Raw genomic sequence first — 12093 nt, 5'->3', positions numbered from 1 at the left:
TTTTCAGGGCTGCTGCGCAGCCCAACGCGGGACAAGCCCGCTCGCCACAACTAACTATCGTTTCCCACAGGATTGGGACCAGCCAGCAATGTTGCGGTCGGGCACCAGCTCCGAGCGGGCTTGCCCCGCGATGGATGGCACCGGCTCCGCAGGCAGTCGTGATGCCTGCGATGCCGCTGACGCGTTGTTACTTGCGACCTTCTGCGGTCTTGGCCACTTCATCGGTGCGAGCGCACATGATGAAGTCGTTGCGGTGCAGGCCTTTGATCGAGTGGCTCCACCAGGTCACGGTGACTTTGCCCCATTCAGTCAGCAGCCCAGGGTGATGCCCTTCGGCTTCGGCGATTTCGCCCACTGCATTGGTAAAGGCCAGCGCATGCTTGAAGTTCTTGAACAGGAACACCCGCTCAAGCTCCATGTGCCCGTCGCGGGTTTCAATGTTCCAGTCCGGGATGTCGCGGATCAGCGTTGCGAGTTCGTCATCACTGACCTTCGGTGCGTCGGCTTGGCAGGCTTCGCAGTGTTCTTTAGTCAAGGCATTCATGGCTGTTTTCCGATTTTGAGTTGTAATCGACAGGGCGGCTCAGGCCGCAACTTTCGGTGGAAACTTGGGGGCGTGCAGCCCCAGCTGCATGGCCTGCTGGACCATCCCCATGATGTCCTCATGGGCCAGGTCGAACAGCCGTTTCATGCTGGGCAGAACAAAATAGACCGGCTGCAGGATGTCGATGCGATAAGGCGTGCGCATGGCCTCGATCGGGTCGAATGCCTGGTGCTCAGGTTCGCTGGAAAGGCTGTAGACGGTCTCTTTTGGCGAGGAAAGAATGCCGCCGCCATAGATCTTGCGGCCTTTGGCGGTTTCCATCAGGCCGAACTCGATGGTCATCCAGTACAGCCGCGCCAGGTACACCCGCTGCTCTTTGCTGGCCGCAAGGCCCAGCTTGCCGTACGTGTGGGTGAATTCGGCAAACCAAGGGTTGGTCAGCAGCGGGCAATGGCCGAAGATCTCATGGAAGATATCCGGCTCTTGCAGGTAGTCCAGCTCCTGCGGGGTGCGGATGAACGTCGCCACCGGGAAGCGTTTGCTGGCCAGCAGTTCGAAGAAGGTCTGGAACGGGATCAGCGCCGGCACGCGCGCAACTTGCCAGCCGGTGGTAGCGCCGAGCACCTTGTTCACTTCGCCCAGTTGCGGGATGCGCTCATGGGGCAGCTTGAGCTGCTCGATGCCGTCGAGGTATTCCTGGCACGCCCGACCCTCGATCACTTTCAGTTGGCGAGTGATCAGCGTGTTCCAGACCTGGTGCTCGGTGTCTGGGTAGTCGATAAAACCTTGCGCATCGGGCTCGCGGGCCACGTAGTGCGTCTGTTTCATGTGGCTCTCCTGGTGAGGGCTTTTCTTGTTATGTGCAGACTTGCAACAGGAATAGCTCGACAGGCGAGGGTTGGAAAGAGCTCTCAGGCGGAGAGAAAACTCGGATAGACCTCTTTTTGTAACGATAATTTTACAATTTCGGGCAAGTGTCGGAAGATTCGGGGCATCACGTGGGCCGTACGGCCATTTTTGTCAGCTTATCTTTACAACTTTTATGCGCGGCGGTTAAAAACCCCTGCGCTTCGAGAGCTTTCATGCGTATCAAAGTGCACTGCCAGAACCGCATTGGCATCCTTCGCGACATCCTTAACCTGTTGGTGGAGTACGGCATCAACGTGCTGCGCGGCGAGGTGGGCGGCGACCATGGCAATGCCATCTACCTGCACTGCCCGAACCTGATCAACCTGCAGTTCCAGGCGTTACGGCCCAAATTCGAGTCGATTGCCGGGGTGTTCGGGGTCAAGCGAGTCGGCTTGATGCCCAGCGAGCGGCGCCACATGGAGCTCAATGCGCTGCTGGGGGCACTGGACTTCCCGGTATTGTCCGTGGACATGGCGGGCAGCATCGTGGCTGGCAATCGTGGCGCGGCGCAGTTGCTCGGGGTGCGGGTGGATGAGGTGCCGGGTTTGCCGCTGGCCCGTTACGTCGAGGACTTCGACTTGCCGGAGCTGGTGCGCGCCAACCAGTCGCGCATCAATGGCCTGCGGGTCAAGGTAAAGGGCGATGTGTTTCTGGCTGATATCGCCCCGTTGCAGTCCGAGCACGATGACAGCGAGGCCCTGGCGGGCGCGGTGCTGACGCTGCACCGCGCCGACCGCATCGGCGAGCGCATCTACAACGTGCGCAAGCAAGAGCTGCGCGGCTTCGACAGCATTTTCCAGAGTTCGCGGGTAATGGCTGCGGTGGTTCGCGAGGCGCGGCGCATGGCGCCTTTGGATGCGCCGCTGCTGATCGAAGGCGAAACCGGCACCGGCAAGGAGCTGCTGGCGCGCGCCTGCCACTTGGCCAGCCCGCGCGGCCAGGCACCGCTGATGGCGCTTAACTGCGCCGGGCTGCCGGAGTCCATGGCCGAAACCGAGCTGTTCGGCTATGGCCCAGGGGCGTTCGAAGGGGCGCGGGCCGAGGGCAAGCTGGGTTTGCTCGAGCTTACCGCTGGCGGCACATTGTTCCTGGATGGGGTAGGGGAGATGAGCCCGCGGCTGCAGGTGAAACTGCTGCGCTTTTTGCAGGACGGGTGCTTTCGCCGGGTAGGCAGCGATGAAGAGGTTTACCTGGATGTGCGGGTCATCTGCGCGACCCAGGTCGATTTGTCCGAATTGTGCGCACGCGGTGAGTTTCGCCAGGACCTGTACCATCGGCTCAACGTACTGTCGCTGCATATTCCGCCGCTGCGCGAGTGCATGGATGGCCTGCAAGGGCTGGTCGAGCATTTTCTCGATCAGGCCAGCCGGCAAATCGGCTGCCCGCTGCCGCGCCTGGCGCCAGCGGCGTTCGACAAACTTTTGCACTACCAATGGCCGGGGAATGTTCGGCAATTGGAGAACGTATTGTTTCAGGCGGTCTCATTGTGTGAGGGCGGCATTGTTAAAAGCGAACATATTCGTTTGCCTGAATATGGTGCGCGCCAGCCGTTGGGTGAGTTCTCGCTGGAGGGGGATCTTTCGGATATTGTCGGGCGCTTCGAAAAAGCGGTATTTGAACGTTTGCTGGGCGAGTTTCCAAGTAGCCGTGCGCTGGGTAAAAGACTGGGGGTTTCACATACGACCATTGCCAACAAGTTGCGTGATCACGCGCTGGGCAAATCGTCAGATTGAACGGCCTTGAAGTTACCCTGTGGCGGGCGCTGGTCATTTAACGGCGAAGGGCCCCAAAGGGGCCCCATGCAAGGCTTAGCCGTTGGAGCAGCCATTGCCCATTACGCGGTATTCAAGGACGTGCCGCTGGCCCTTGGAGTCTTCATAGGTCATGCGGGCGGGTACAACTTCACAGACATTAGGTACTTCGCTCATGGAAATAACACGGGCGATGTCCAGGTGCTGGGAGTACGTGTATTGTTCAACCGGAATGTGCTGGGCATCTTTTGCTTCGCCCGCCATTGCCGCGCCGCAAAAACTACCCAGTACCAATACCAGTAAAGCTTTCATTTTAAAGTTACCTGCCTAAGGTCGTGAGGGGGCTCGCAGCGCTTGTGGCGCCGCGAATACAACATGTTTTATCGATCAGGATATACGCAGATTAACGGGTGCCTTCGTGGGGGCTGTTACCTGAAGTTAATCGCGTTGCCGTTGCTGGCGAGGTGAATTCTAGGGCGCTGCCTGCCGCCGAAACAGAGCGGGTTTTGATAAAGACTGTTGGCAGAATCCGTAACAATCGCCTGGCGCATTCGGCCCGGTATTCGAGGTGCTGGCTGCGTGCCACGTTCTAGAGCGGTCGTGGCCGCTGCAGGGGCGGCCGGTCCGTCGTGTTAAGACCAACGTCGAATGGTGTATACCGCTCTGGTACAGTTACAAACGGTCCCATACAAAAACAACTATTACACCGAGGTAACACAGATGAGTGCGGCTCCACTGTATCCCGTTCGTCCCGAAGTTGCGGCCACTACCCTGACCGACGAGGCCACCTACAAGGCCATGTACCAGCAATCGGTGATCAACCCGGACGGCTTCTGGCGCGAGCAGGCCCAGCGTCTGGACTGGATCAAGCCGTTCACCAAGGTCAAGCAGACCTCGTTCGACGACCACCATGTCGACATCAAGTGGTTCGCCGACGGCACTCTGAACGTTTCCTCCAACTGCCTTGACCGCCACCTCGAAGAGCGCGGCGACCAGTTGGCAATAATCTGGGAAGGCGACGACCCTTCCGAGCACCGCAACATCACCTACCGCGAGCTGCACGAGCAAGTGTGCAAGTTCGCCAACGCCCTGCGTGGTCAGGACGTGCACCGTGGTGACGTCGTCACCATCTACATGCCGATGATCCCGGAAGCCGTGGTGGCCATGCTGGCCTGTGCCCGTATCGGCGCCATCCACTCGGTCGTGTTCGGCGGCTTCTCGCCTGAGGCGCTGGCTGGTCGCATCATCGACTGCAAGTCCAAGGTCGTCATCACTGCCGACGAAGGCGTGCGTGGCGGGCGCCGTACGCCGCTCAAGGGCAACGTCGACCTGGCGTTGACCAACCCTGAAACCAGCAGCGTGCAGAAGATCATCGTGTGCAAGCGCACCGGTGGCGAGATCGCCTGGCACCAGCACCGTGACATCTGGTACGAAGACCTCATGAAGGTTGCCTCCAGCCACTGCGCACCCAAAGAAATGGGCGCCGAAGAAGCGCTGTTCATCCTTTATACCTCCGGCTCCACCGGCAAGCCCAAGGGCGTGCTGCACACCACCGGCGGTTACCTGCTGTACGCCGCCCTGACCCACGAGCGCGTGTTCGACTACCGCCCAGGCGAGGTCTATTGGTGCACCGCGGACGTGGGTTGGGTGACTGGCCACAGCTACATCGTCTACGGGCCGCTGGCCAATGGCGCCACCACCGTGCTGTTCGAAGGTGTGCCGAACTACCCGGACATCACCCGCGTGTCGAAGATCATCGACAAGCACAAGGTCAACATCCTCTACACCGCGCCAACTGCCATCCGCGCGATGATGGCCGAGGGCGAGGCGGCGGTTGCCGGCGCTGATGGCTCCAGCCTGCGCCTGCTGGGTTCGGTGGGTGAGCCGATCAACCCGGAAGCCTGGAACTGGTACTACAAGACGGTCGGCAAAGAGCGCTGCCCGATCGTCGACACCTGGTGGCAGACCGAAACTGGCGGCGTGCTGATCAGCCCGCTGCCTGGCGCCACCGCGCTCAAGCCGGGCTCGGCTACCCGTCCGTTCTTCGGCGTGGTGCCGGCGCTGGTGGACAACCTGGGCAACCTGATCGACGGCGCCGCCGAGGGCAACCTGGTGATCCTCGATTCCTGGCCAGGCCAGTCGCGTTCGCTGTACGGCGACCACGACCGCTTCGTCGACACCTACTTCAAAACCTTCCGCGGCATGTACTTCACCGGTGACGGTGCCCGTCGCGACGAAGATGGCTACTACTGGATCACTGGCCGGGTGGACGACGTACTCAACGTTTCCGGCCACCGCATGGGTACCGCCGAAATCGAAAGCGCCATGGTTGCCCATCCGAAGGTTGCCGAAGCTGCGGTGGTGGGTGTGCCGCATGACCTCAAAGGGCAGGGCATCTATGTCTACGTCACCCTCAATGCCGGGGTGGAATCGAGCGAGCAACTGCGCCTGGAGCTTAAAAACTGGGTGCGCAAGGAAATCGGCCCGATCGCCTCGCCGGATGTCATCCAGTGGGCGCCTGGGTTGCCCAAGACCCGTTCGGGCAAGATCATGCGCCGTATCCTGCGCAAGATCGCCACGGCCGAGTACGATTCGCTGGGCGACATCTCCACCTTGGCCGACCCAGGCGTGGTGCAGCACCTGATCGACACCCACAAGGCGATGAACCTGGCCACGGCGTAAGCCGAGTCAAGCCTTGAAACAAACCCCGTCGGGCAACCGGCGGGGTTTTTGCTTTACTGGGACACTGTTACCCCGACATACATCGGTAACCGCCGCTAGCGGGTTTTTCGCAACAGAGTGGGGCGTGAGGGAACAGCCACGCCCTGCCAAGGTGCATTTTGCTGCCTGATTCACCTTAGGTGCCACGCTACACTTGCCGGAATACAAGGCTTTGCCAATAATGGGCGCGCTTATTGCTTTGGATAAAGGTTATTTTCTTTTTGCGCTTGCATAATTTGCAAGAGCTGTCAACATCGCCCGCCGCAGTTTCAGGCGCTTCTATAACTAGTTGTCGCTTTGAAGAAATATCGACTTCCGGGCTGTCGCTAGAATGCCACTCACTCGCTCGTGGTCTGCGACCTTGGTCGAAACCTGCGCGGCTCGCGTTGTACCCATTTGCATATCGGGCAGCTGTTGCAACTGCCTTGGATTGCCCCGTACCGATGGAGTCACCTGATGAAGAAGCTCGCACTGTTCGGCGCCCTGGCGCTTTCCGTGTTTTCCCTGGTAGCGCAAGCCGATGAAAAGCCGCTGAAGATCGGCATCGAAGCTGCCTACCCTCCCTTCGCCTTCAAGCAGCCTGACGGCAGCATCGCCGGCTTCGATTACGATATCGGCAACGCCCTGTGCGAAGAGATGAAAGCCAAGTGCACCTGGGTCGAGCAAGAGTTCGACGGCCTGATCCCGGCACTGAAAGTGCGCAAGATCGACGCCATCCTGTCGTCCATGTCGATCACCGAAGACCGCAAGAAGTCGGTCGACTTCACCAAGCGCTACTACCTCACCCCGGCGCGTCTGGTCATGAAGCAGGCCGTTACCGTCAGCGACAGCCTGGATGAACTCAAGGGCAAGAAAATCGGCGTGCAGCGTGGCTCGATCCACGACCGTTTCGCCAAGGAAGTGCTGGCTCCGAAGGGCGCCACTGTCGTGCCTTACGGTACCCAGAACGAAATCTACCTCGACGTCGCCGCTGGCCGTCTGGACGGTACCGTTGCCGACGCCACCCTGCTCGAAGACGGTTTCCTGAAAACCGACGCCGGCAAGGGCTTTGCCTTCGTTGGCCCAGCGTTCACCGACGTGAAGTACTTCGGTGACGGCATCGGCATCGCCGTACGCAAGGGCGACACCGCCAACGCCGAGCGCATCAACGCCGCAATCGATGCCATCCGTGCCAACGGCAAGTACAAAGAAATCGAGAAGAAGTACTTCAGCTTCGACATCTACGGCCCTGACGCCAAGTAAATCGTCGAGTTTCACCTGTGCAATGGTGCAAACAGCAGAGGCTCTGAGGTTTGCACCATTTTTCATTCCCAAGCCCTGAGGAATCCCGAACATGTTGAAAGGCTATGGGGCAGTCATCCTCGATGGGGCGTGGCTGACGCTACAGCTCGCCCTGTCGTCGATGGCCCTGGCCGTCGTCCTTGGCCTGATCGGCGTGGCGCTGCGCCTGTCGCCGGTGCGCTGGTTGGCCTGGCTGGGTGATCTGTATTCCACGGTGATCCGTGGCATCCCTGACCTGGTGTTGATCCTGCTGATCTTCTATGGCGGCCAGGACCTCCTCAACCGCGTGGCGCCGCTGCTCGGCCATGACGACTACATCGACCTGAACCCTCTGGCGGCCGGCATCGGCACCTTGGGCTTCATCTTCGGTGCGTACCTCTCGGAAACCTTCCGTGGTGCCTTCATGGGTATCCCCAAGGGCCAGGCTGAAGCCGGCGCGGCCTATGGCATGAGCGGTGTGCAAGTGTTCTTCCGCATCATGGTGCCGCAAATGATCCGCCTGGCGATCCCGGGTTTCACCAACAACTGGCTGGTCCTGACCAAGGCCACCGCGCTGATTTCGGTGGTGGGCCTGCAGGACATGATGTTCAAGGCCAAGCAGGCGGCCGATGCCACCCGCGAACCCTTCACCTTCTTTCTGGCGGTCGCGGCCATGTACCTGGTGCTGACCAGTGTCTCGCTGCTGGCGCTCAAGGCCCTTGAAAGGCGCTACTCGGTGGGCGTCAAGGTGGCAGAGCTATGATCTTCGACTACAACGTCATCTGGGAGGCCATGCCGCTGTACATCGGCGGCCTGCTGACCACGCTCAAGCTGCTGGCGCTGTCGCTGTTCTTCGGCCTGCTGGCGGCTATTCCGCTGGGGCTGATGCGGGTTTCCAAGCAGCCGCTGGTGAACATGACCGCCTGGCTGTACACCTATGTGATCCGCGGCACGCCAATGCTGGTGCAGCTGTTCCTGATCTATTACGGGTTGGCCCAGTTCGAGGCGGTGCGCGAGAGCTTCATGTGGCCGCTGCTGTCCAGCGCAACCTTCTGTGCGTGCCTGGCATTTGCCGTCAACACCAGCGCCTACACCGCCGAGATCATCGCCGGCAGCCTGCGCGCCACGCCGCACGGTGAAATCGAGGCGGCCAAGGCCATCGGCATGTCGCGCATGAAGATGTACCGCCGCATCCTGTTGCCTTCGGCGCTGCGCCGCGCGCTGCCGCAGTACAGCAACGAAGTGATCATGATGCTGCAGACCACCAGCCTTGCCTCGATCGTCACCCTGATCGACATCACCGGCGCTGCGCGCACGGTCAATGCCCAGTATTACCTGCCTTTCGAGGCCTACATCACGGCGGGCGTGTTCTATCTGTGCCTGACCTTCATCCTCGTGCGCCTGTTCAAGATGGCCGAACGCCGCTGGCTCGGCTATCTGGCGCCGCGCAAGCACTGACCGCTCTGTGAGAACCGACAGCATGTACAAACTGCAAATCCAAGACCTGCACAAGCGCTACGGCAGCCATGAGGTGCTCAAGGGCGTCTCCCTCGAAGCCAAGGCAGGCGACGTGATCAGCATCATCGGCTCCAGCGGCTCGGGCAAATCGACCTTCCTGCGTTGCATCAACCTGCTGGAGCAGCCGCATGCCGGCCGTATCCTGCTCAACAACGAAGAGCTCAAGCTGGTGGCCGGCACGGATGGTGCGCTCAAGGCGGGCGACCCGAAGCAGCTGCAACGCATGCGCTCGCGCCTGTCGATGGTGTTCCAGCACTTCAACCTGTGGTCGCACATGACTGCGCTGGAAAACATCATCGAAGCGCCGGTGCACGTGCTCGGCGTGAGCAAGAAGGAAGCACTGGAAAAAGCCGAGCACTACCTGGCCAAGGTGGGTGTAGCGCATCGCAAGGACGCCTTCCCGGGCCATATGTCCGGTGGCGAGCAGCAGCGTGTGGCGATTGCCCGGGCACTGGCCATGGAGCCTGAGGTGATGCTGTTCGACGAGCCCACCTCGGCGCTGGACCCGGAACTGGTCGGCGATGTGCTCAAGGTTATGCAGGCCTTGGCCCAGGAAGGCCGCACCATGGTGGTGGTGACCCACGAAATGGGCTTTGCTCGTGAGGTGTCCAACCAGCTGGTGTTCCTGCACAAAGGCGTGGTCGAAGAGCGTGGCTGCCCGCGCGAAGTGCTGGTCAACCCGCAGTCGGACCGGCTGCGTCAGTTCCTCTCCGGTAGCCTGAAGTAAAGGCTGCACTTTTGCACCAGTTTGGGGCATGCTGCGCAACGCGCGCAGTTTGCTCCGGCGCCACCCTTTCTCAGGTTTCGGATCACGCCCTATGACCACCCAGCGAATCGGCTTTCTCATCTGGCCCGGCACCCGGCCGCTGACCCTGGCGCTGGCCGAAGAGGTGTTGCTGGTGGCGCAGCGGGTGCATCCGGATGTGGCCTACGAGCTGACCTTCTTGCAGGCCGAGCCTGCCGAGGAGGGCGCCTGGCGCTTGCCGGGCGAGGCCTGGAATGGCCGCCTGGACGGCTGTCACAAGCTGTTTCTGCTGGCTGACGAGCCGCCCGGGCCGATGAATTCTGCGCTGTCTGCGGCGCTCAAGCAGCTTGCTCGTGGTGGCTGCATGATCGGTGGGATGTCGGCGGGGGTGTATCCATTGGCCGCGCTGGGCTTGCTCGATGGTTATCGGGCGGCAGTGCACTGGCGCTGGCAGGACGACTTTGCCGAGCGCTATCCCAAGGTGATTGCCACCAGCCACCTGTTCGACTGGGACCGTGACCGGCTGACCGCCTGCGGCGGCATGACCGTCACCGACCTGCTGCTGGCGGTGCTGGCCCGTGATCATGGCGCCGAGCTTGCTGGCGCGGTGTCCGAGGAGCTGGTGGTCGAGCGCATTCGCGAAGGCGGCGAGCGTCAGCGTATTCCGCTGCAGAACCGCCTGGGCTCCAGCCATCCCAAGCTCACCCAGGCTGTGCTGTTGATGGAAGCCAACATCGAAGAGCCGCTGACCACCGATGAGATTGCCCAGCATGTGTGTGTGTCGCGCAGGCAGCTGGAGCGGATCTTCAAGCAGTACCTGAACCGCGTGCCGAGCCAGTATTACCTGGAGCTGCGCCTGAACAAGGCGCGCCAGATGCTGATGCAGACCAGCAAGTCGATCATCCAGATCGGGCTGTCGTGTGGGTTCTCTTCAGGGCCGCACTTCTCCAGCGCCTATCGCAATTTCTTTGGCGCCACCCCGCGCGAAGACCGCAACCAGCGCCGCAGCAGCAGCCCGTTCGAGCTGAGTTCGGCACCGGCCGAAAAGGGCTGATTATTTTGCTGCCTGGGCTGGCCTCTTCGCGGGGCAAGCCCGCTCCTACGCCATGCAAATTGCCAGGCTCTTGTGGGAGCGGGCTTGCCCCGCGAAGAGGCCAGCACAGGCAACCATCTTCTAAATGTGACCACCCGTTCACCCAGCCCCGCTCTGCCAGTACACTGCGCGATTGCGACACTGTTTGTCGCATTGCCGAAAGCCTTGGTAAAACAGGGTTTGGCGCTGTAACAAGTTGTCGCCTGGCAGCAAGGACAGGCGCCGATCAGTCCTTACAATCCCCCCATCGCTCGCCACTTCCAGGCCAGCGTTCCTCTTCAGGAGACTCAGATGTCCGTTGAGCAAGCCCCGGTGCAACGTGCCGATTTCGACCAGGTCATGGTTCCCAACTATTCGCCGGCGGCCTTCATTCCTGTGCGAGGCGAGGGTTCCCGAGTCTGGGACCAGTCGGGCCGCGAGCTGATCGACTTCGCCGGCGGCATCGCCGTCAACGCCCTCGGCCATTGCCACCCGGCGCTGGTCAAGGCGCTGACCGACCAGGCCAACACCCTTTGGCACGTCTCCAACGTCTTCACCAACGAACCGGCCTTGCGCCTGGCGCACAAGCTGGTCGACGCAACCTTTGCCGACCGCGCGTTCTTCTGCAACTCCGGGGCCGAGGCCAACGAGGCCGCCTTCAAGCTGGCCCGCCGTGTTGCCCACGACCGCTTTGGCGCCGACAAACACGAGATCATCGCCACCGTTAACAGCTTCCACGGCCGTACCCTGTTCACCGTGAGCGTTGGCGGCCAGCCGAAGTACTCCGACGGTTTCGGCCCGAAGATCACCGGCATCAGCCACGTCCCGTACAACGACCTCGAAGCGCTCAAGGCGCAGATTTCCGACAAGACCTGCGCCGTGGTCATCGAGCCGATCCAGGGCGAGAGCGGTGTGGTGCCGGCAGATCTGGCCTACCTGCAAGGCGCGCGCAAACTGTGCGACGAGCACAATGCGCTGCTGATCTTCGATGAAGTGCAGACCGGCGTTGGCCGTACCGGCTCGCTGTTCGCCTACCAGCACTACGGCGTTACCCCCGATATCCTGTCCAGCGCCAAGAGCCTGGGCGGCGGTTTCCCGATTGCCGCCATGCTCACCACCAACGCGCTTGCCAGCCACCTGGCGGTCGGTACCCACGGCACCACCTATGGCGGCAACCCGCTGGGCTGCGCCGTGGCCGCTGCAGTGCTGGATGTGGTCAACACCCCTGAGACCCTCGCCGGGATCAAGGCCAAACACACCCGCTTCAAGTCGCGCCTGGAAAAAATCGGCCAGGAAACCGGCCTGTTCTCCCAGGTGCGCGGCGTCGGCCTGTTGATCGGCTGCGTGCTGAGCGATGCCTGGAAGGGCAAGGCCAAGGACGTGCTCAACGCCGCTGAAAAAGAAAACGTGATGGTGCTGCAGGCTGGCCCTGACGTTGTGCGCTTCGCCCCAAGCCTGGTGATCGAAGACGCCGATATCGATGAAGGTCTGGACCGCTTCGAACGCGCCGTCAAGCAGTTGGCCCAGGCCTGACCGGCCTTGGGGGGGGGGGGGGGGGGGGGGGGGGGGGGGG

At 61.4% G+C, this 12093-nt stretch carries 11 protein-coding genes; 8 read left to right on the top strand and 3 right to left on the bottom strand.

The annotated features are described in order from the left end of the window. Positions 1-187: 187 nt before the first annotated feature. Entirely contained in the window at positions 188-544 is a 357-nt protein-coding gene (locus tag HU720_RS22755) for a 4a-hydroxytetrahydrobiopterin dehydratase (protein ID WP_186523181.1), read from the bottom strand. 39 nt (positions 545-583) lie between these two features. After that, positions 584-1372, bottom strand: coding sequence for a phenylalanine 4-monooxygenase (gene phhA, locus HU720_RS22750; RefSeq protein ID WP_186523179.1), 789 nt, complete (start codon positions 1370-1372; stop codon positions 584-586). A gap of 254 nt (positions 1373-1626) precedes the next feature. On the opposite strand from phhA, the gene HU720_RS22745 reads away from it, so the two are divergent. Further along, positions 1627-3186: a sigma-54-dependent transcriptional regulator gene (locus tag HU720_RS22745; protein WP_186523178.1), complete on the top strand. Its 1560-nt coding sequence runs from the start codon at positions 1627-1629 to the stop codon at positions 3184-3186. 75 nt (positions 3187-3261) lie between these two features. Here HU720_RS22745 and HU720_RS22740 read toward each other — a convergent pair whose 3' ends face one another. Next, positions 3262-3516 carry a DUF2790 domain-containing protein gene (locus HU720_RS22740; RefSeq protein ID WP_186523177.1) on the bottom strand — a complete coding sequence of 85 codons (255 nt, stop codon included), beginning with the start codon at positions 3514-3516 and terminating at the stop codon, positions 3262-3264. 408 nt (positions 3517-3924) lie between these two features. Here HU720_RS22740 and acs point away from each other — a divergent pair, with 408 nt between their 5' ends. The 7 genes from acs to HU720_RS22705 all read left to right on the top strand — a co-directional run bounded on the left by acs (position 3925) and on the right by HU720_RS22705 (position 12053). Next, positions 3925-5886, top strand: a complete 1962-nt coding sequence (gene acs, locus HU720_RS22735) for an acetate--CoA ligase (protein WP_186523176.1) — start codon at positions 3925-3927, stop codon at positions 5884-5886. Between the two features lie 495 nt (positions 5887-6381). Next, positions 6382-7167, top strand: a complete 786-nt coding sequence (locus HU720_RS22730; protein WP_186523175.1) for an ABC transporter substrate-binding protein — start codon at positions 6382-6384, stop codon at positions 7165-7167. 91 nt (positions 7168-7258) lie between these two features. Then, positions 7259-7948 carry an ABC transporter permease gene (locus HU720_RS22725; protein WP_186523174.1) on the top strand — a complete coding sequence of 230 codons (690 nt, stop codon included), beginning with the start codon at positions 7259-7261 and terminating at the stop codon, positions 7946-7948. Next, the gene (locus tag HU720_RS22720; RefSeq protein WP_186523173.1) at positions 7945-8643 is read left to right on the top strand and encodes an ABC transporter permease; all 699 of its coding nucleotides are present in this window, start codon (positions 7945-7947) and stop codon (positions 8641-8643) included. The genes HU720_RS22725 and HU720_RS22720 overlap by 4 nt, the downstream gene beginning before the upstream one ends. Before the next feature lie 22 nt (positions 8644-8665). Then, positions 8666-9430 carry an ATP-binding cassette domain-containing protein gene (locus HU720_RS22715; protein ID WP_186523171.1) on the top strand — a complete coding sequence of 255 codons (765 nt, stop codon included), beginning with the start codon at positions 8666-8668 and terminating at the stop codon, positions 9428-9430. A gap of 91 nt (positions 9431-9521) precedes the next feature. After that, on the top strand, positions 9522-10502 hold the full coding sequence (argR, locus tag HU720_RS22710) for a transcriptional regulator ArgR (protein ID WP_186523161.1): 981 nt from the start codon (positions 9522-9524) through the stop codon (positions 10500-10502). 330 nt (positions 10503-10832) lie between these two features. Beyond that, positions 10833-12053, top strand: coding sequence for an aspartate aminotransferase family protein (locus tag HU720_RS22705; protein ID WP_186523159.1), 1221 nt, complete (start codon positions 10833-10835; stop codon positions 12051-12053). Positions 12054-12093: the final 40 nt, after the last annotated feature.

The sequence above is a fragment of the Pseudomonas sp. SWRI51 genome (genome assembly GCF_014268825.1).
GTDB classification, from domain to species: Bacteria; Pseudomonadota; Gammaproteobacteria; order Pseudomonadales; family Pseudomonadaceae; genus Aquipseudomonas; species Aquipseudomonas farsensis.
The sequence above is the reverse complement of the archived record's forward strand: the minus strand, read 5'-3'. Positions and strand labels throughout refer to the sequence as shown.

Coding starts and splice junctions, on each gene's coding strand:
- HU720_RS22755 (WP_186523181.1), bottom strand. CDS start 544: ATGAATGCCTTGACTAAAGAACACTGCGAAGCCTGCCAAGCCGACGCA.
- phhA (WP_186523179.1), bottom strand. CDS start 1,372: ATGAAACAGACGCACTACGTGGCCCGCGAGCCCGATGCGCAAGGTTTT.
- HU720_RS22745 (WP_186523178.1), top strand. CDS start 1,627: ATGCGTATCAAAGTGCACTGCCAGAACCGCATTGGCATCCTTCGCGAC.
- HU720_RS22740 (WP_186523177.1), bottom strand. CDS start 3,516: ATGAAAGCTTTACTGGTATTGGTACTGGGTAGTTTTTGCGGCGCGGCA.
- acs (WP_186523176.1), top strand. CDS start 3,925: ATGAGTGCGGCTCCACTGTATCCCGTTCGTCCCGAAGTTGCGGCCACT.
- HU720_RS22730 (WP_186523175.1), top strand. CDS start 6,382: ATGAAGAAGCTCGCACTGTTCGGCGCCCTGGCGCTTTCCGTGTTTTCC.
- HU720_RS22725 (WP_186523174.1), top strand. CDS start 7,259: ATGTTGAAAGGCTATGGGGCAGTCATCCTCGATGGGGCGTGGCTGACG.
- HU720_RS22720 (WP_186523173.1), top strand. CDS start 7,945: ATGATCTTCGACTACAACGTCATCTGGGAGGCCATGCCGCTGTACATC.
- HU720_RS22715 (WP_186523171.1), top strand. CDS start 8,666: ATGTACAAACTGCAAATCCAAGACCTGCACAAGCGCTACGGCAGCCAT.
- argR (WP_186523161.1), top strand. CDS start 9,522: ATGACCACCCAGCGAATCGGCTTTCTCATCTGGCCCGGCACCCGGCCG.
- HU720_RS22705 (WP_186523159.1), top strand. CDS start 10,833: ATGTCCGTTGAGCAAGCCCCGGTGCAACGTGCCGATTTCGACCAGGTC.